The organism is Streptomyces sp. NPDC048270 (assembly GCF_040652335.1).
GTDB lineage: Bacteria > Actinomycetota > Actinomycetes > Streptomycetales > Streptomycetaceae > Streptomyces.
In genome coordinates, this window is sequence record NZ_JBEZLV010000055.1 from 14,263 (window position 1) to 32,202 (window position 17,940).

General features: G+C 65.7%; 13 protein-coding genes and 8 pseudogenes. 14 read left to right on the forward strand and 7 right to left on the reverse strand.

Going from position 1 to position 17,940, the window contains the following annotated elements; genetic code table 11:
- The first annotated feature begins 57 nt into the window (after window positions 1-57).
- The 4 genes from AB0D66_RS30825 to AB0D66_RS30840 all read left to right on the forward strand — a co-directional run bounded on the left by AB0D66_RS30825 (window position 58) and on the right by AB0D66_RS30840 (window position 4,096).
- On the forward strand, window positions 58-756 hold the full coding sequence (locus AB0D66_RS30825) for an ABC transporter ATP-binding protein (protein ID WP_362310533.1): 699 nt from the start codon (window positions 58-60) through the stop codon (window positions 754-756).
- Entirely contained in the window at window positions 753-1,955 is a 1,203-nt protein-coding gene (locus AB0D66_RS30830) for an ABC transporter permease (RefSeq protein WP_362310523.1), read from the forward strand. The genes AB0D66_RS30825 and AB0D66_RS30830 overlap by 4 nt, the downstream gene beginning before the upstream one ends.
- A gap of 132 nt (window positions 1,956-2,087) precedes the next feature.
- A complete protein-coding gene (locus AB0D66_RS30835) occupies window positions 2,088-2,753 on the forward strand; it encodes a response regulator transcription factor (RefSeq protein ID WP_362310524.1) in 666 nt (221 codons plus the stop codon).
- Window positions 2,754-2,788: 35 nt separating this feature from the next.
- Window positions 2,789-4,096, forward strand: a complete 1,308-nt coding sequence (locus AB0D66_RS30840; protein ID WP_362310525.1) for an ATP-binding protein — start codon at window positions 2,789-2,791, stop codon at window positions 4,094-4,096.
- Window positions 4,097-4,388: 292 nt separating this feature from the next.
- Here the strand turns inward: AB0D66_RS30840 and AB0D66_RS30845 are convergent.
- Window positions 4,389-4,820: pseudogene (locus tag AB0D66_RS30845) on the reverse strand (carotenoid oxygenase family protein); the annotation flags it as partial.
- 391 nt (window positions 4,821-5,211) lie between these two features.
- Between AB0D66_RS30845 and AB0D66_RS30850 the strand changes: the two are divergent.
- Window positions 5,212-6,279 carry an LCP family protein gene (locus tag AB0D66_RS30850; protein WP_362310534.1) on the forward strand — a complete coding sequence of 356 codons (1,068 nt, stop codon included), beginning with the start codon at window positions 5,212-5,214 and terminating at the stop codon, window positions 6,277-6,279.
- Window positions 6,280-7,040: 761 nt separating this feature from the next.
- Here the strand turns inward: AB0D66_RS30850 and AB0D66_RS30855 are convergent.
- Window positions 7,041-7,442: a hypothetical protein gene (locus AB0D66_RS30855; protein ID WP_362310526.1), complete on the reverse strand. Its 402-nt coding sequence runs from the start codon at window positions 7,440-7,442 to the stop codon at window positions 7,041-7,043.
- Window positions 7,443-7,663: 221 nt separating this feature from the next.
- Here AB0D66_RS30855 and AB0D66_RS30860 point away from each other — a divergent pair.
- From AB0D66_RS30860 to AB0D66_RS30870, 3 genes and pseudogenes are all read left to right on the forward strand, one after another.
- Window positions 7,664-8,780, forward strand: a pseudogene (locus AB0D66_RS30860) (IS110 family transposase); the annotation flags it as partial.
- Window positions 8,781-9,193: 413 nt separating this feature from the next.
- Window positions 9,194-9,835 (forward strand): hypothetical protein, encoded by a 642-nt coding sequence (locus AB0D66_RS30865; protein ID WP_362310527.1) that lies wholly within the window; start codon window positions 9,194-9,196, stop codon window positions 9,833-9,835.
- A 29-nt stretch (window positions 9,836-9,864) separates the two neighbouring features.
- A complete protein-coding gene (locus AB0D66_RS30870; RefSeq protein ID WP_362310528.1) occupies window positions 9,865-10,008 on the forward strand; it encodes a hypothetical protein in 144 nt (47 codons plus the stop codon).
- Between the two features lie 13 nt (window positions 10,009-10,021).
- On the opposite strand, the gene AB0D66_RS30875 is transcribed toward AB0D66_RS30870, so the two are convergent.
- Window positions 10,022-10,462: a C40 family peptidase gene (locus tag AB0D66_RS30875; RefSeq protein WP_362310529.1), complete on the reverse strand. Its 441-nt coding sequence runs from the start codon at window positions 10,460-10,462 to the stop codon at window positions 10,022-10,024.
- A gap of 660 nt (window positions 10,463-11,122) precedes the next feature.
- On the opposite strand from AB0D66_RS30875, the pseudogene AB0D66_RS30880 reads away from it, so the two are divergent.
- Window positions 11,123-11,767: pseudogene (locus AB0D66_RS30880) on the forward strand (IS5 family transposase).
- 96 nt (window positions 11,768-11,863) lie between these two features.
- On the opposite strand, the pseudogene AB0D66_RS30885 reads toward AB0D66_RS30880, so the two are convergent.
- Window positions 11,864-12,936: pseudogene (locus tag AB0D66_RS30885) on the reverse strand (IS3 family transposase).
- 156 nt (window positions 12,937-13,092) lie between these two features.
- Window positions 13,093-13,470: pseudogene (locus AB0D66_RS30890) on the reverse strand (transposase); the annotation flags it as partial.
- Between AB0D66_RS30890 and AB0D66_RS30895 the strand changes: the two are divergent.
- The 5 genes and pseudogenes from AB0D66_RS30895 to AB0D66_RS30915 all read left to right on the forward strand — a co-directional run.
- Window positions 13,450-13,767: pseudogene (locus AB0D66_RS30895) on the forward strand (transposase); the annotation flags it as partial. The pseudogenes AB0D66_RS30890 and AB0D66_RS30895 sit on opposite strands and share 21 nt — an antisense overlap.
- A gap of 14 nt (window positions 13,768-13,781) precedes the next feature.
- Window positions 13,782-13,985 (forward strand): annotated as a pseudogene (locus AB0D66_RS30900) (integrase core domain-containing protein); the annotation flags it as partial.
- Window positions 13,986-14,070: 85 nt separating this feature from the next.
- Window positions 14,071-14,355: a hypothetical protein gene (locus AB0D66_RS30905; protein ID WP_362310530.1), complete on the forward strand. Its 285-nt coding sequence runs from the start codon at window positions 14,071-14,073 to the stop codon at window positions 14,353-14,355.
- On the forward strand, window positions 14,328-14,507 hold the full coding sequence (locus AB0D66_RS30910; RefSeq protein WP_362310531.1) for an IS3 family transposase: 180 nt from the start codon (window positions 14,328-14,330) through the stop codon (window positions 14,505-14,507). The genes AB0D66_RS30905 and AB0D66_RS30910 overlap by 28 nt, the downstream gene beginning before the upstream one ends.
- Before the next feature lie 270 nt (window positions 14,508-14,777).
- On the forward strand, window positions 14,778-16,244 hold the full coding sequence (locus AB0D66_RS30915; protein ID WP_362310532.1) for a hypothetical protein: 1,467 nt from the start codon (window positions 14,778-14,780) through the stop codon (window positions 16,242-16,244).
- A gap of 463 nt (window positions 16,245-16,707) precedes the next feature.
- On the opposite strand, the gene AB0D66_RS30920 is transcribed toward AB0D66_RS30915, so the two are convergent.
- Window positions 16,708-17,196, reverse strand: coding sequence for a DDE-type integrase/transposase/recombinase (locus AB0D66_RS30920; RefSeq protein WP_362310535.1), 489 nt, complete (start codon window positions 17,194-17,196; stop codon window positions 16,708-16,710).
- A 44-nt stretch (window positions 17,197-17,240) separates the two neighbouring features.
- Window positions 17,241-17,940, reverse strand: a pseudogene (locus AB0D66_RS30925) (transposase); the annotation flags it as partial.

The window sequence follows — 17,940 nt, forward strand, 5'->3', positions numbered from 1 at the left end:
ACAGTCGAATACTCCGCGTCACAACCGGTGGATACCATCGAACCGCTCGTCCGCCTGATGGGGGCGGGACGCTCTCACGGCGCCGATCCCTACCGCGTGGATGCCCTGCGAGACGTTACGGTCTCCATCGCCCCCGGGGAACTCGCCGCCATTGTCGGCCCTTCCGGGTCGGGGAAGTCCACCTTGCTCAACCTGATGGGGACCCTTGACCGACCCACATCCGGGCAGGTGATCATCGACGGCCATGACGTTGCGACACTCAACGACGGAAGGCTGGCGGCCCTGCGAGCCTTCCGTATCGGCTTCGTGTTTCAGCACTTCCACCTCGCCGACGGCGTTCGAGCCGTCGATAACGTCGCCGACGGGCTCCTCTACACCGGGATGTCGCCACGGCGGCGGCGAGATCGAGCGGAAGCCGCGCTGCACAGGGTCGGGCTCGAGCACCGGACCGGCCACCGGCCACACCAGCTCTCAGGCGGAGAGAAGCAGCGGGTGGCCATCGCCCGGGCTGTCGTCGGCAATCCACCACTACTGCTGGCGGACGAGCCCACGGGGGCATTGGACACCCACTCGGGCGACGTGGTCGTGGCGTTGCTCCGCGAACTCAGCTCTGCCGGCACAGCCGTCGTGATCGTCACCCATGACACCGAACTGGCGGCTCTACTGCCGCGGCGCCTCCAGGTCCGCGATGGCCGGCTCGTCGGTGACATACGCACGCCTGTAACCCATCAGCGTACGGAGGGAGCGGACACATGAACCACAGACCCCTGACGCGCTCACGCCTGCGCAGCGGCGATCTGTTCCGGGTGGGCGTCCACGGCCTCAGCACACGACCGCTGCGGGCGCTGCTTTCCGCTGCTGGCATCGCCATCGGCATTGCCGCGATGCTGGCGGTCATCGGCATCTCGACCTCCAGCCAGGCCTTTCTGGACGGTGAGCTGAAGAAGCTCGGCACCAATTTGTTGACCATTGAACCGGGTCAGGATCCCGCCACGGGCAAGCCGGCCCCGCTGCCGACCACCGCCGTGCAGACGGCCGCCCGTGCCCCCGGGGTCGACTCCGTGTCGGGGACCGGCGAAGTCAAGGGGGTCAGCGCCTACCGGAACGCCCGTGTGGACCCAGCCGAGACCAATGCGCTGTCGGTGCTTGCCACCGGCACGGAACTGTTGCGCACACTGCGCGGCACACTGGCGTGGGGCAGCTGGCTGGACCAAGCACCGGGCCGATACCCCACCGTGGTGTTGGGTCACCGGGCCGCCTACCGGCTAGGAGTGTCCGCCATAGGCGAGCAGATTTGGATCAAGGACCGATATTTCACCGTGCTGGGCGTCCTCACCCCTGTGGATCTCGTCCCACAGCTGGACAACGGTGTCTTCGTGAACTGGGACGCGGCGAAGGGCACACTGGGTTTCGACGGTCACCCCACCGTCATCTACGAGCGTTCCCCGGAGCACTTGGTCGAGAGCGTCCGCGAGCTTCTCCCCCGAGCTGTCAACCCGGAAAACCCGCAGCTCGTCGCCGTGAGCCGACCCTCCGACGCACTTAAGGCACAACGGTCCGCCCAGACCTCCTCCACCAAGATGCTTGTGGGTCTGGGCGGTGTGGCGCTGCTCGTCGGCGCCGTGGGTGTGGCCAACACGATGGTCATCTCCGTCATGGAACGCCGTCGGGAGATCGGGCTACGCAGAGCGCTGGGCGCCGCGCGGCGGCACATCACTCAGCAGTTCCTCGTGGAGGCGCTGCTGCTGTCCCTGCTGGGCGGAGTCGCCGGCTCGTTGCTCGGGACTGCCATCACCACCGGCTATGCCCTCAGCCAGGGATGGCCTGCAGCCATGCCGTATCCAGCGCTTGTCGGTGGCATCGCGGTGACGGCCGTGGTCGGTGTCATCGCCGGATTCCTTCCCGCCGTGCGAGCGTCGTGCACACCGCCCACCACGGCGCTGACCTCACCCTGACAGCTGACGTACATACCTCTTCACCATGACCATATGAGTGACCTCATTACGATGAGAGGCCCCCGAAATCTCCTGGTCCCCCGCCTCATCGAGCTGCGCGGACGTGGGTGATTCGCCAGCGAGGAGAGAGATATGCGCGTTCTGGTTGTGGAAGATGAGCCATTTATGGCGGAGGCGCTGCTGGCCGGCCTCCGCCAGGAGGCGATGGCTGCCGATCTCGCAACGGACGGCGAGTCAGCCCTCGACCGCTTGGCCTCCCACAGCTACGACGTCGTGGTTCTCGACCGTGACTTGCCCAAGGTGCATGGCGACGAGGTATGCCGGCGGATTTCCGAGGACCACCGTTCAGTGCGTGTCCTCATGCTGACGGCAGCTTCCGCGTTGGACGACAGGGTGAACGGTCTTCGACTCGGTGCGGATGATTACCTGTCGAAACCCTTCGACTTCCCCGAGTTGGTGGCGCGTCTAAGAGCGCTCCACCGTCGGGGAGGGTCGCCCCCTCCGCCGGTGTTGGAGTGCGCTGACCTACGGCTTGATCCATTCCGGCGCGAGGTCTATCGACGTGGCCAGTACCTGCAGCTGACCCGCAAGGAGTTCGCTGTTCTTCACATACTCATGACGGCAGCCGGGGGAGTAGTGAGCGCCGAGACCCTTCTGGAGAAGGCGTGGGATGAGAACGCGGATCCATTCACCAGCGCCGTCCGCATCACCATGTCCACTCTCCGCCGCAAGATCGGAAACCCGGGCCTCGTGCATACCAGGACGGGTGCTGGCTACTACGTGGCGCCGACGCCATGACCAGCACTCGGAACCGTTACACCATCCGCACCCGCTTGACCCTCACCTACGGGGCCCTGTTCGCGCTGGCCTCGGTGGCCATGATCGGCCTGCTCTACATCTTCATGAGATACGTGCCGACATACCCCAAGACCTTCGGGGACTGCACGCAGAGCAGCCCAAGAACCCAAACGGCCCAGGTGGCACCGCTGGTCTGCGAGCAAAAATCGGCGAACGCAGCCAAGACGAGTTCTGTAGCCGCGGCACCTGACACGCCGCAGCCCAGCGAACCGCCCCGGTCCTCTGACAGCAAGACCGAGGCAGACAAGACGACGGCCGCCCTTCCCCCGGACGGTGGCGACGAGCACCCCACGACCAAGAGTACGTTCGCGGTCGCCACGAGGTCGGACATCCTGAGCAACCTGCTCATCTTCAGTGCGATCTCCCTGATGATCCTGCTCGCAATCGCGCTGATACTCGGATGGTTCATGGCCGGCCGGATGCTGGCACCCTTGCAGCGCATCACGGCGATCGCACGTGGCATCGCCGGATCCACGCTGCACGAGCGCATCACGCTCAACGGCCCGAAGGACGAGATCAGGGAGCTCGCCAGCACGTTCAATGCGATGCTGCAACGCCTCGACCAGTCGTTCCAGGCTCAAAGCCGGTTCGCGGCCAACGCCTCCCACGAACTGCGTACCCCGCTGGCCAGTATGCGGACCGTCCTCCAGGTTGCGATGAGCGCGCCCGAAAAACACCGACTGGAAGACGTGGGCACGAAGCTGCTCATCCTGAACCGACGCACGACCGAGATCGCGGATGCCCTGTTGGCCCTCGCCCGGGCGGACCACGGCGCGGTGAACGTGGAGGCCGTCGAGCTGCACGCACTGGCAGAGGAGGGGTGTCTGCAGGCAGCGGTCCAGGCTCGATCCGCGAACGTCACGCTCGCACTGCAGGCGGTACCCGTACAGGTGCGGGGTGACCGCGTACTGATACGGCAGTTGATCACCAACCTTGTGGACAACGCTATCCGGCACAACCATTCGGGTGGCTGGGTAGACGTCAGGGTCGGCGAACAGACCGATGGCAAAGTGCGGCTTACTGTAAGCAACAGCGGAGAGGAACTTAGCCACGATCAGGTGAGCCGTGCCTTCGAGCCCTTCCACCGCCTGGCCACTCGGCAGGCCGACCTGGGCAACCGTGCTACCGGGCACGGATTGGGACTGGCGATAGTCCAGTCGATTGTAAGGGCGCACCACGGTAACCTCGAGGCCGTTCCCCTTCGAGAAGGAGGAATTCAGGTCACCGCGACCCTGCCGGCCGACTGCGGTCGAAGCACTCACCAGGTTGCCATGAGGGACTGACTCGCTGAGACGGGCGGCGTCTACATTCGGTGTCCATCCTCATCCAGCCGCACACTGGTGGACGCGCCACGCCCTTGCCCGAGTGGGAAATCAACCCAATGGCGTACCGGTAGGAGCCACCGCCCGTCCGATCACAGCGCTACGCGGACTCCTCCTCGGTCGGCAGCCAGCAGCCGTGCAGGCCCTGGGGACCCGCACCGGAAGGCGTGCCCGGCCGACCGGGCCGGAGGCCGGTCCTCAGCCCGGAAGACCAGGAACCAGCTGGTGGCGTCTGTGCGGTCGGTGGCGTACGTTATCCAGAGCCGTGGCCGCCGGAGGTGTCGCCGGGTGCGGGTGCGAAGACCGGCTCGCCGACCGACAAGTTCGGCTCGCCAGGTCGTGCTGCTGCCCCGTCGGTGTCAAACCAGCTCAGTGGGTCGAACTCCCCCAACAGCAGGTCCGTGTCACCAGTCGCCGCGGCGACGGCGAGCCGATGGTGGCGCCTGCCGATGAGCCGGTCGTCCACGCGGGGGAACTCCATCCGGGCCTCGTCGAGCATTCGTGCGGGCGACGCTGCCCGCCACCGGGTCGACGACGGCGCGTACGAGTCCGCTCCGGACCTGATCGCCCGTCTCACCGCCGACTCCGCCCACTGTGATCCTGCTCCACTCCACGTAGTCGAGCACGACGGGGTCGCCGGCCGCAGGTAGACGTTCACGGTGTGCCACAGCCAGAACGCCTCGTCCGTCGCCCAGCGCGGTGTGCGTGCTCACGGGACCTCCCGCCGTACGCCCGAACAGGGTCCCGGAGGCTGAGCCCTCCCCCACGGCGGGCGCGGTAGCGGCCGTTCCAGTGAATCATGCATGGGACGGCCCCGCCCACCTGGAGGGCGGGCTCCCCGGCCGATCAGTTGCTCCTGGCGCTGCCGAACCGGCGGAGCGGGCCGGTCGGGCAGATCAGACCTGCCCGATGACGTCCCTTCGGGGCAGTCGTTCGGAGACCCTGACCGGTCAGAATGGCAGGCCCCGGCGTCAACGGGCGAATAGGGGCTCGGTCCGCGAGCCCCTGCACGTGCTGCTCCGCTCGGGATTCCGACGCCTTGAGGAGAGCACGTGAGACATAGCGCGGCATCGCGCGTGCCCGGCTCTCGGGGACGTCACCGGAAGCGCGGGGCCCGATGGCTCGTCCAGGTGGCCGAGTGGACCGTGGCGAGTGTCGTGGTCCTGGGGATCGCGGGACTCGGATACCTCTTTCTGAAGTTCAACGACAATCTGCAGACGGTCGACATCGACCAGGCGCTGGGTGACGACCGCCCGCAAAACGTTGACAACGGATCGATGGACATCCTCGTCCTGGGATCCGATTCCCGAAACGGTGCCAACTCCGAGTACGGCCACGACGATGGCTCGGCCCGCTCCGACACCGCGATGATCGTGCACCTGTACGAGGGCCGCCAAAAGGCCGAAGCGATATCGATCCCGCGCGACACCATGGTCGCCCGGCCCGCCTGCACCACGCGAGACGGCGGCACGGATCCAGGCAGTCGGCGTGCGATGTTCAACGAGTCCTTCTCCGTCGGAGGAGCGGCCTGCGCCGTCAAGACGGTTGAGGCGTTGTCGGGGCTCCGGATGGACCACTACATTGAAGTCGACTTCACCGGCTTCAAGAAGATCGTCGACGGTCTCGGCGGCGTAGAAGTGACCACCAATAAGCCGATCAAGGACGGTTCGAGCCACCTCGATCTCCCCGTGGGCACCAGCAGGCTCGATGGCGAGCAGGCCCTGGGGTTGGTCCGGACCCGCAAGAGCGTCGGCGACGGCAGCGACCTGGGCCGGATCCAGCTGCAGCAAGCCTTCGTGAAGGCGCTCGTCAAGCAGGTCAACGGCATCGGCATCTTCGACAGTCCCAAACGGCTGCTCTCGCTGGCCGACACAGCCACGAAGGCGATCACCACCGACACCGCACTCGGCGACGTGACGTCGCTCCTCGGGTTCGCCCGGGACTTCCAGGGCCTCGATGCCGGGAACCTCCACATGATCACTCTCCCCGTCACCGCGGACCCCCTCGACCCCAACCGTGTCGTCCCGCTCGCCGACGCGGCCAGTGCGGTCTGGGACGCCCTGCGCGGGGACCAGCCGGTGCCCGCCTGGGTCACCGAGAGATCAACAGGCGACAAGGGCAGCGCCAAGACCGTGGTCCGGTAGCCGCCGGGACGGTACGCAAGTCCTTCCGGATTCGGCGTAGCACGGCACTAAAGTACCGCTGATGCCGAGGCTTTCCCTGATTACGCTGAGGTAATCGGAACTTGACGTCGCCACAGACAAGCCGAAGTCGGAAGGCGGCTAATCGTAAGGACGGTGGAAATGCCCAAAAGAACCGGCTCCATTGCTCCAGAGGAGGCGTGGGAGGAGATGCTCCGGGCCGGATACAAGCCGCTCGAGGAGTATCCGGGGAAAGTGATCGCGTCATGGAGGGCCCGGTGCGTGATCTGCGGGTTCGAGGCGACCCCCAGCCTCAACCGCATCCGCTCGGGACGGCGTTGCCGCCATCGTGCGGCCAACGCGATGAAAACTGCCCTCACGGAGATCCACGCCGCCGGATACGAACCGCTGGAACCCTATCCCGGCAGGACGGAAGCACAGTGGAGAGCGCGCTGTGTGCACTGCGGAACCGAGCGCTTCCCGAGGCTCTCCTGCATACGTTCCGGGAGCCGGTGCAGGTGCAGGAGCTCTCGTCACGTATCAGCCGATCAGGCCACGGCAGAATTCCGTGAGGCCGGATACGAGCCGCTGGTCCCCTATCCGGGTGCGAGTCGGCTCCCCTGGGTATCCCGCTGTCTCGGGTGCCGTCAGATCCGCAGACCGAACATCGACAGCGTCCGTCGAGGGATCCGGTGCCTCCACCGACCCGGCTGAGCCACCGACCCTCGCAGAGGAGGTCGGGAATCCCCGGGGTGGCCGAGCCCTCAGATGTCCTGTTGGTCGATGAACCTGGCGACGTCTTCGAACACGACGCGGAAGCCGATGCCCGTGACGCGGAGCAGCCCTTCGGACCACTCGTGGCCGCCGGGTTCGCTCCGGATGATCCGCAGCAGCTCGTCGCCCAGCGCACAGCCGGCCTCGGTAGGGAGGACGGCCAGGTCGAAGAAGGCGGCCAGGGTGGTGCGGCCCTCCCAGAGCGGTACAGGTGCCCCCCACTGGTCCTGCTTCGCCAGGAGACCGGTGAACCACTGCAGGACCTGGCCACGGCCGGGTTCGCGGGGCAGGACGCCGTCACGGGCATCGTTGTCCAGCAGGGCGACTGCCGTCGTGAACTCGACGAGCAACGCGTCGAGGCGCACTCCGTGGAACATGTCTTCGGCCTGCATTTGGGACCACTTCCTGAACGAGGGCACGAGCCGGGTGCCGGTCCAGTGACGAATCCGGCGGCAACGACCTCCACTGTCCCTCCAACCACCGCTTCCACTAGGACCTTTCGAGCGCCCTTCCGGGCAGGATCCCCCCATTGCCGTTTTGGTTGCCCCGCAATGGGGCGCCCGGCCTCCGGAGTCGGCATGACTTCTCCCCCTGTCGATCGCATGTCTTGGGGGGGCACCGGCTCACGCCGGCCGGGAAGAATGCCTTCGATAAACGGCTGCCCAACAGCGAACCCAGGCTCCTCGAGATTTTCGGAAAGCTGCAGGCCAAGCACGGGACCGTGCTCGTCGTGGTCGACCAGCCGGCCTCGATCGGAGCCCTGCCACTGGCGGTGGCGCGGGACATGGGCTGCCCTGTGGCCTATCTGCCGGGGCTGACGATGCGGCGGGTCGCCGATCTCTATCCGGGCGGGGCCAAGACCGATGCCCGTGACGCGTTCGTCATCGCGGACGCGGCCAGTGTCATGCCCCACACTCTCCGCTCGGTCGACCTCGAGGACGAGACCATCGCCGAGCCGGAGATGATCGTCGGGTTCGACGACGACCTGGTCGGCGGAGCAACGCGGATGCAACCGGTTGCGGGGCCTCTGACGCAGATCCATCCGTCGCTGGAGCGGGTCCTGGGTCCGCGAGTGCAGCATCCAGCGGCTCAAGTTCCTCGACCAGTTCGGCGCTCTCGCTCAGATCCGCAAGGGCGGACGCCGCGGCTGGTGACCTTGATTCGTCCGAAGGCGCCGCGGATGGCCGAGCGACTGGTTGAGGACATCTTCACCGCACTGGACGAACAGACCGTCATCGTCCCGGGCACGGACGCGGCCGCCCTGATCGTCCCAAGCCTCGCCAGCTCGACCAGCGGACACTCCTCGCCACAAGGATCGAGAACTGCTGGAGAATCACCCTCTTTCCAAGGTCCTGACGTCCATGCCGGGGATCGGCGTCAGGACCGGAGCCCGCATCCTCATCGACGTCGGCGACGGCAGTTCGTTCCCGTCCGCCGCTCACCTGGCCGCCTACGCCGGCCTCGCCCCGGCAACCCGCAGTTCAGGGTCGTCATTCCGCGGAGAACAACCATCCCGACGCGGAAGCAAGCAGCACAAACCGGCCTTCTTCCTCTCCGCGTTAGCCGTCCTCGCCGACCCACGATCCCAGGCCTACTACGACCGGAAGATCGCTCAAGGCAAGCACCACACCCAAGCACTGCTCTGCCTCGCCCGACGGCGAGCCGGCGTCCTCTTTGCCATGCCCCGAGACGGCACCTTCTACGAACCCCAACCCACCTCATCAGCTTGACCAAACACATAGGGCCCCCGCTCTGCCCGATGAGGCGGAGCCCTGTATCGGACAATTGGCCCTGCCGGGGTCACCTGCTCGCATTCGACTTTGCCGCCAGTACGGCTCGTCCCCCTCTCCGACCCGCTCGTGCCAGACAAATGCTCCCTCGATGGCACCCATACCGGGCAGGGACCTCACTTACTACCCGAGATCACAGAGAGGCAGGCCGGATGACATCAACGCCGACTCTGCTGGCCAACATACTCAGCAGTGCGATCACCAGGTGAAGGGCACTTCCGCCCTCCATCTTCGAGGTCATGAGGAAACCGAGAGTGCCCCTTCTTCTGTCTGGTAGGGAAGACGCCCGCCAGCGTAACGGGGCTAACCTAGCCGACTGATAGCGGAGTCGCAATTCATAGTGAGGTGTCGCGGTGTATCAGAGCGATGTCGAGACGGAGTACGCGGTGGGGAACTCGTTTCCAGGCACGTATTCGTCTTCATTCGAGTCGGAGTCGTCGAACGAGGGAGACGAGCAGAGCGAGCAGGACTCGCTGAGGCTGACGGAAGGACACGTGCTCAATGTGCGCGAGATTCCCATGGGATGGCTTGAGAGCCCAACGGAGCTCTACGACTCGGGGCAGGGGCTGTGCAGCGGAGAAATGGGTGATTGCAACACTGTCATCGTTGCCTGGGACTGGCGCGACGGCTTCACGTCCGCCGGTGAGCCGTATGGCTATTTCCGGCATATGAAGGGAGCACACGGTGCCGGGGGAATGGCGAACGTCGACTTCGAGAATTTGTACGCGGGGGTACCGGTGGACGCTGCGTACACCTACGTTCTGAAGGCGTCCGCCACCGTCGGAAGCCCGCTGGACCACGCGGCGTTCCTGAGGGGCGCTGCCAAGGTCGGCCTCGATCCACGCAATGCGCTGATCGCCCGGGGAATCAGCTCCTGCTACACGGTGCTGCGTGACGGCACGCTCCACATAGGCCAGATCAACGGCGTCGAATATTCGCCGCACCTGGGCAGGGGCATCACGGACAGCCTGGTCCAGGGCTACGACGAGCCATGAGATGTACGTCGCCCGAGCTGGACCGCCGCTTGACCGCCCTGGAACAGCGCGTCTGTGAGCTCACGCGGGACATCGAGCGGACGGAACGGTCGCTGGCCCTGCTCGTGGACCGTCTCGGGATCCATGAGTCGGCCCCACAGGACCACCTGCTCGGTTGGGCGGTGGTGGAGTGATTCGGCCTGCGCGTCAGGAAGAGACGCGGACCGCCCCGGTGTAACCGCTGCCCTCGACCGACCGCTCCACCACACCTGTGCGCGAGTTCTGTGCGCCGATGAACTTGCCTCCACCCACGTACAGCGCCACGTGCGTCGCCGCTCCCGGGACGCCCCAGTAGAGGACGTCCCCGGTCTCCAGGTCCGCCGCCGGGTGCAGGCGTGACTGGGCCTGGGACGTCCGAGGCAAGGAGACCCCGGCACTCCGGTACGCGGAGAGTACGAGCCCGGAGCAGTCGAAGGACTCGGGGCCGATGCCGCCCATTCGGTACGCACGGCCCAGCTGCGCCCGCGCGTACGCCACTGCCTGCGCGGGCGCCTGGGATGCGCCACCGGTTCCATGGGTCTTCTTCCCGCTGCCCGCGGCGGGTGGGCGGACGGACCCGGAGGGCGTGCTGTCGACCGAAGCACTCAAGGACGGTCCGGCCGAACGGTCAGGCTGCGGACCGGCCGATCGCTTGGGTGTGGGCCGGGGGACTGGCGGTGCGATCACGTTGAGGGGATTCTCGGCGGAAGCGGTCGGCTGATGCCGTACGGAGTCAGGGGAGCTTCCGCCAGCGCGGACGATGTCAGTCATACGGGTCTCCGACGTGGGGATCCGGCTCTGGGCGGCAGCCGCGGCGGTCTCGGCGGCAGGCTCGACCGGGGCGGGAAACGCGGCGATCACCGCAGCGCATCCTAGTGCTAGACCCACCGGCCGCTGCCACGGCATGAAAGGTACGAAAGGGAGAACCGGGAACAGCTTCCACGTTCCGGAGCGTCTGTGTCTCGGCCGAGATGTGTTCATGGAACCATGCCTATCGGTCGGCCGATCATGCGGACAAGAGAATGGAAACAAATTCAGCCATCGCTGCCCTGTTGGTACGCAGAAAATGCGCATACGGGAAAGTTTTTGGGCCGTCGGATCTTCTCGATAGCGCTGTCTGCGTGCCGAGGAGGACGCACTTGCCCGGCTGCGGCGTGCCCCGGGGCGCAAAATGGCATTCTCAAATTCTCTTTAGAGCTCGTTACAGGATCTTGTTGAGATGTCCTGGTGGGGCGTGACCGGTGTGATGATTCGGCCGTTCGTGGTGGTGTGAGTACTCGGCCGTGGATCGTGGACGACGGCTTGTGGGCACTGATCGAGTCGCTGCTGTCGCCCTGGCCGGCGAGGTCGCCAGGGCCGCGGCCGGTGGCAGACCGGTTGTGTCTGCACGGCATTTTGTACGTCCTGCACAACGACATCGCCTGGCAACTTTTGCCACCTGAGCTGGGCTTCGGCTCTGGGCCAACCTGTTGGCGGCGCCTGGAGCGGTGGCAGCGGCCGGAGTCTTCGACCAGTTGCACCGCATCCTGCTCGCCGAGCTGAACGCGGCCGACCAGCTCGACTGGTCGAGGGCGTGCGTGGATGGCTCCCGCATCCGCGCGAAAAAAGGGGGCGCCGACACCGGTCCGTCGCCGGTCGACCGGAGGAAGACAGGCAGCAAACACCACCTGATCTGCGACGGGCGCGGCACCCCGCTCAAGGTCATCACCACCGCGGCCAACCTCCCGCAAGGGCGCCCCGAACATCAAGGGCATGGGCAAGCTCCGCTACGTCGTCGAGCAGACCTTCGCCCTGCTCCACCAGCTCAAACGACTCGCCGTCCGCTGAGAACGCCGCACCGAACTCCACGACGCCTTCGTCTCCCTCGCCTGCAGCCTCATCTGCTGGCGACACCTCAACAAACCCGAATCATGATCGTGTTACGAGCTCTTAGAGCTCGTAACACGATCTTGATGAGATGTCCTGGTCAGCCGTGACTGGTGGGGCCTTGACCCCGGGTTTTGAACACGTCTATGCGGCTTGGGTCAGGGTAGTTGCAGCTGGTTGGAGGTCGTTCTCGTGGGTGATCGGGGTCCGGTGGCCGAGGCGGGAGTGCCGGCGTCGGGTGTTGTATCGGGTCAGTCGGCGGAAGGCGTCGAGCCTGGCCTCACACTCGCTCGACCAGGCGGTCTTCCGGCCTTTGAGCGTCTCCCTCTTGAAGGCGGTGTTGAAGCTTTCCGCGGCTGCGTTGTCGGCGTTGGATCCGACCGCGCCCATGTTCTGCCGGGGCCCTGCTGACCTGCAGATTTCCGCGAAGGCGCTGCTCGAATATTGAGATCCGTGGTCCGTGTGCATGATCGCTCCGGCCAGGCTCCCGCGGGTCCGCTCGGCTGCCGCCAGGGCGTCGGTGACGAGCTCGGCTCGCATGTGGTCGGCGATGGCCCACCCGGCCAGCCGGCGTGAGGCGAGGTCGATGACGGTCGCGAGATAGAGCGGCTTCGCGCCGCTGACCGGCAGGTATGTGATGTCGCCGACGTACTTTCTGTTGACCGCGGCGGCGGTGAAGTCGCGTCCGATCAGGTCCGGTGCCTTCGCCGCGGCCTGGTCCGCGACGGTGGTGCCGGTGCCGGCGGCGCAGACGGACGCCCTCGAGCCCGATGGTCCGTATGATCCTGGCGAAGCGCTTGTGGTTGACCACCGGGCCGCCTTCGTCGCGGTGTTCGGCGGTGATTCCGGGGGCTCCGTAGGTGCCGTCGGAGTCCTGGTGGATCTTGAAACGAACTGGTAGCGGTTCACCAGTGCGTCTCCGTCGCGAAATACCGGGCCGCCTTGCGGAGGATGTCCCGTTCTTCCTCCAGCTCGCGGATCCTCTTGCGGGCGGCGGCCAGCTCCGCCTGAACGTCGTCGCCGACGGCCCGCGAGGCGGCCGGCGGCTCGCAATGGGCGCCAGGTCGGCGACCGTCGGCGGCCCGGATCCAGTTCCGTAGTGTCTCGGTGTTCACCCCGAGATCAGCGGCGACGGACTTGATCGTCGCTCCCGGCCTTGAGCGGTACAACGCGACCGCGTCCGCCTTGAACTCGGCGGGATAGTGCTTCATCCCCACGGGGACTCCGTTCTCCTGGACCATCAAGATCCAAGTCTCTCCGGTGTCCAAAATCCGAGGGGCCCCTTCGAGGCGGTCCAGGGCCATGAGGGCGAGGTTGGCGAGACTGCGTTTGACGTGGGCCCAGACCCATTCCACGGGGTTGAGATCGGGCGAGTAGGCCAACAGCAGGAACACGGTCAGCCAGTCGCGCCGGGCGATCAGGTTCTGCATCTTGCGGGAGACGTGGGTGTTGAGTCGGTCCCAGATCAAAACGATCGGTGCCCGCACGAGCTGGTGAGCGCCGTCGACCAGAGCGATGAAGTCGTCCTCTCCCATGCTCCGGCGAGCACCGCCGCCCGCGGGGTGCCGGCGCAGACGGTGCCACAGGCGGGTTCGGGACCCCGGTTGCATCGCGATCAGTCCGGCCACCGACAACCGTCCCGCGCGGCGGCCGCTGACCGTCACGATCGGGGTCACACCCCGTCGGCCCCAGGTCCGGCCTCGGGGTGGCCGTCGGGTGAAGCCGGCACATCCGAGTCCGCCTTCGCCCACCTCTGCGGAGTCGCCCCGATCCCCGCATCCTCAGGCAAGACCAACCGCCACCGCCTCAACCGCGGAGGCGACCGGCAGGCCAACTACGCCCTCTACATGATCACGGTCACCCGCATGGCCTGGGAACCACGCACACGCGCCTACGTCGCCCGCAGGGCGGCCGAAGGCAAGACCAAGACCGAGACCGAGACCATCCGGTGTTTGAAACGGCACATCGCACGCGAGATCTGCCGCCTGCTCGGCCCCCGCATCCCAGCCCAGCCGCCCTCCCAACAAGACTTGGCGACCGCAGCCTGACCGTCCTTGACAGCTATAGGAGCATCGGCAAAGTCGAACGACTCAACCGCACCCTGCTGGAGGAGTGAGCCTACGCCCGCCCCTACCGCTCAGAGCAGGAGCGACGCGAGGCGTTCCCACAATGGCTCCACACCTACAATCACCACCGCGGACACACCGCACTCGCAGGCAAACCACCCGCCAGCCGCGTCCCCAACCTCACTGGGCAATACACCTAGCCCGCCAACGCATCAGCGTCCTGTTCGCCATGCTCCGCGACGGCACCTTCTACGAGTCCAGAATCCCCGCCGTCACACTCGCCGCATGACCATCCCAAACAGCCTCATACCTGGCACCACATCCTTGACGAAAGACATAGAGACACCCCCGGGGCTCCGTGAACCGGCCGTCGACTACCAGCGTGCCTCCCGTGAAGCCCTCGAGCTCATCGGCACCGGCACTAGCACCGCATTCCTCGTCGAACTGCAGGAAATGGCCCCCCGCCTGCACATGGCCGAGTTCACCGAACGGGAAGTACGCGCCATCCTCGACAGCCACCGCAGAATCCGCGCCGCCGGACCGTGCGGAACGCCGAACCGAGGGAGCTGATCAGCGAGGTCTTCGAGGCCAACTACGTTGTCCTGGGAGCGCGGAAGGTTTGCCGGGAGCTGAACTGGAGGGGCCATGCTGTGGCCCGCTGCACGGTCGAGCGCCTGATGCCTGAGCTATACATTGCCAGCGTGTCCGCGGCAAACGATTGATCACCACGCAACGCCATCCCTGGGCACCCATCATCCGTGTGGCCCGTCCCACCGACCGCCCGTCTCCAGGCTCAAGGTGTTGCGATGATCAGTTGCATCCACCTTGTGTCCCGGGGTCGGAGGGGAACAGAACCTTCCCTGCTGCCTGTCCGCGCAGAAGGAGCTGGCCGAATGGGCAGACTTCTCTTCAAGCCCTCCCCAGGAATGAGATTCCATTGAGAGGTTCAATCCAGCGCTGAACTCCTGTGTAGTACGAAGGATGTCGAATCAATGAAGTTCCTTGGACATGCAGCATGCGGCGACTGGGACGCAGCCGTCACTGCCGCCACCGCCGAACTTGGTCTAGTTTCGTTGGACGAGACGACGCTGCGTGAGCTCGTGCAATCCCTGGCCCCTGGGGACTCGCGGGAGGCCGAGGACATCGCAGTCGACCTCGCGCCCTTTGCCGAGGCAGGCCACATCACCGCAGAACGGTGCAACGACGCCCTGTCCCTATATACCTGGCTGGCGCTCCGAGCCAAGGGCGATCAGACTGCGGCAGTAGACGTCGCCAGGGCCTTCCTGAACTGGCCCGAATGCAACCTCCAGAGGCTGGATGAGTTCCTCTGCCAGATCATCGGCAGGTCTGACGGCACCGGCCAGTCTGCCGCGCAAGACCTCTACCGGTGGCTCCTGATGGGCCACTTCACCTCCCATGATCTCGCCCTTGCTCTCTCGGCTTCGCAGACCGCTGCCGAGCAGAGGGACCATGGGCAGGAAGGCGGTACCGGCCTCGGAACGGAGGGTGTCCAATCGATGAAGTTCCTTGGACATGCAGCATGCGGCGACTGGGACGCAGCCGTCACTGCCGCCACCGCCGAACTTGGTCTAGTTTCGTTGGACGAGACGACGCTGCGTAAGCTCGTGCGATCTCTGGCCCCTTGGGACTCGCGGGGGGCCGAGGGCATCGCAGTCGACCTCGCGCCCTTTGCCGAGGCAGGCCATATCACGGCAGAAGGGTGCAACGACGCCCTGTACATGTGTACCTGGCTGGCGCTCCGAGCCAAGGGCGATCAGACTGCGGCAGTAGGCGCCGCGAGGGCCTTCCTGGACTGGCCCGAATGCAACCTCCAGGAGCTGGACGACTTCCTCTGCCAGATCATCGACAGGTCTGACGTCGCCGGCCAGTCCGCCGCGAAAGACCTCTACTGGCAGGTCCTGACGGGCCGCTTCACCTCCGAACAGTTCGTCGCCGCTCTCTTGTCTAGGCGGACCGCTGCCGAGCAGAGCGACCATGGGCAGGAAGGCCCCAGCGAGCACGGCCGTTTTGATCCCGATGAAGATCGGTTGAGGAAGACCGCGCTGGAGATCCTGCAGAAGGCGAACGCCAGCCTCCAGAAAAGGAATAGGTCGCGATATCTGAAGGCCAAGGGGGAAGGTGGCGATGTTAGCCCGATCTCTTTCGCAGTCTACGGCGGCGGCACGCGAAATCCAGTACTGATCTTCGATGAAGTTGCACTCCCGGATGGTGCGGTAGCGACATATATGGGTTCGCTGAAGGTGTCGGAAAAGGCTGGCAGTATCGGTACCAAGGTCGGACGGTTCTTCAAAGCCAAGGGAACGGACAAGTTCTCCGGCGGGACCATCGCTGGCGTCATGACCGTCACCCCGACCGGTAACCACGTCGACCTTCCCGAACTGGAGCGCCTGCTGAGGAAGAACGGCATCACCGACAAGAAACTCATCGAAGGCCGCTGACCTGGAATACCCCCTCAGGTCCCGGCTGCTTGCCTCACAAGCCGCACTTCATCCGGCCAGGATCGCTGTTCGATGCACACACTCCACTCTCGGTAGAGTGCATGCATGAGGACAGGGCGCAGGCGCCGCCCGCCACTTCACTCCGTTGTCGACGGTAGCGGACAGCGTCGAGCATCTGCCCGTGTCAGTATCCCTCCAGCCAGGCCGGCACCGGCAGCAGCACTCGCACCGACTGGTCAGCCTTTCCGAACCTGTGCACGAGGCAATCGCACGCAGGCTCAGACACGTTGAACTCGAAGACCTCGACCGCGTAGAACTGGGACGTGCAGGACCTCCTGTCGTTCGGTGAGACTCAGCACCTTCCGAATCGCCACGAGCCCGTGGGACCGGTTCTACGCGTTCTTCGGGCCTTCCCCCCAGTGAAGGTGGGCACGCGGTTATCAGTCACGCGGCGAGTGTGAGTTTAGCGGCGTGGTGTCGGCGTTCGTATTCGTCGGGGCTGAGGTAGCCGTTGGCGGAGTGTCGGCGGCGGGTGTTGTAGCGGGTCAGCCAGGCAAGGCCGTCTTTCTGCAGGTGGTGGCGTCGCCGTAGTCGTGGGCGCCTTGGAGGGAGGCGTGGAAAGCTTTCGCAGGCGGCCTTGTCGGCGCTGCTGCCGACCCATCGACTGGGTGACTTTGAGATGGTCGCAGAGGCTGGCGTAGGCCCTTGATCGGTGATCGGAGTGGAACACCGCCCCGTCCAGCGAGCCGCAGGTACCGGCGGCCATCCGCAGAGCGTCGGCGACCAGAGTGGTGCGCATGTGGTCGGCGATGGACCAGCCGACGATCTTGCGGCTGAAGCAGTCCAACACTGTTGCGGGATAGAGGAACTTCCCGCCTTCGAGCGGGAGATAGGTGATGTCACCCCTGTATTTCCGCCCCGGCTCGACGGCCGTGAAGTCCCGCTGGAACAGGTCTTCGACCGGTGTGGATGCCGGGTCGGGGACGGTGGTGCTACTCCGAGGAGGATGCGGTGGCGGAGGAGGGTGAAGCCTGTGCGTCCGTGCATCTGGCGTGCGATCCGTTTGGTTTTGGTGTTGACGCCTTCGGTGGGGCCGTTGCTGTACGGAAGTGTGACCGCGGCGATCACGGCATCGTGGTCTCGTTCGAGGCCGCGGGTGAAGGCGTGCAGGTGTGGCAGGTCGGCTGTGCGGACTTGGGTGATCCAGAGTCCGAGTCCGAGTGCGTCGGCGTTCTCGGGCCGGGGCTTCAGTAGTTGGGCGAAAGTCCGGACGGCGCCGGCGAGGTCGGTCATCTCGGGGCAGGCGGCGGTCAGCTGGTCCAGGAGATCGCGATGCCCGGCCTTGAGGTTCTCAGGCCTGGTCAGGAGCATCCGGGCGAGCCTGCGCGGGGAGATATGGCTTCGGTCGGCGTCCGCGCGGCCTTGGTTGATGCACTTGTGCAGGAGGTTCAAGCAGCCGGTGCGTGCTCGCGATAGGGATCGACGAGGCTGGCTCGGTACTTGGGGACGCGGAGCATGCGCTCGGGTCGGTCGGCGCGGGCATAGCGTTTGACCGTGTTCAGGGACAGTTGCAGTCGGCGGGCGCATTCGAGCAGGCTCACATGCTGCCGGAGAAGGCCATGGATCTGATGCCAACGCTCGAGCGTCGTCTCGGCTCGTGGTCCTTCATAGATTGGGGTGTCCAGTACGGCGGTCC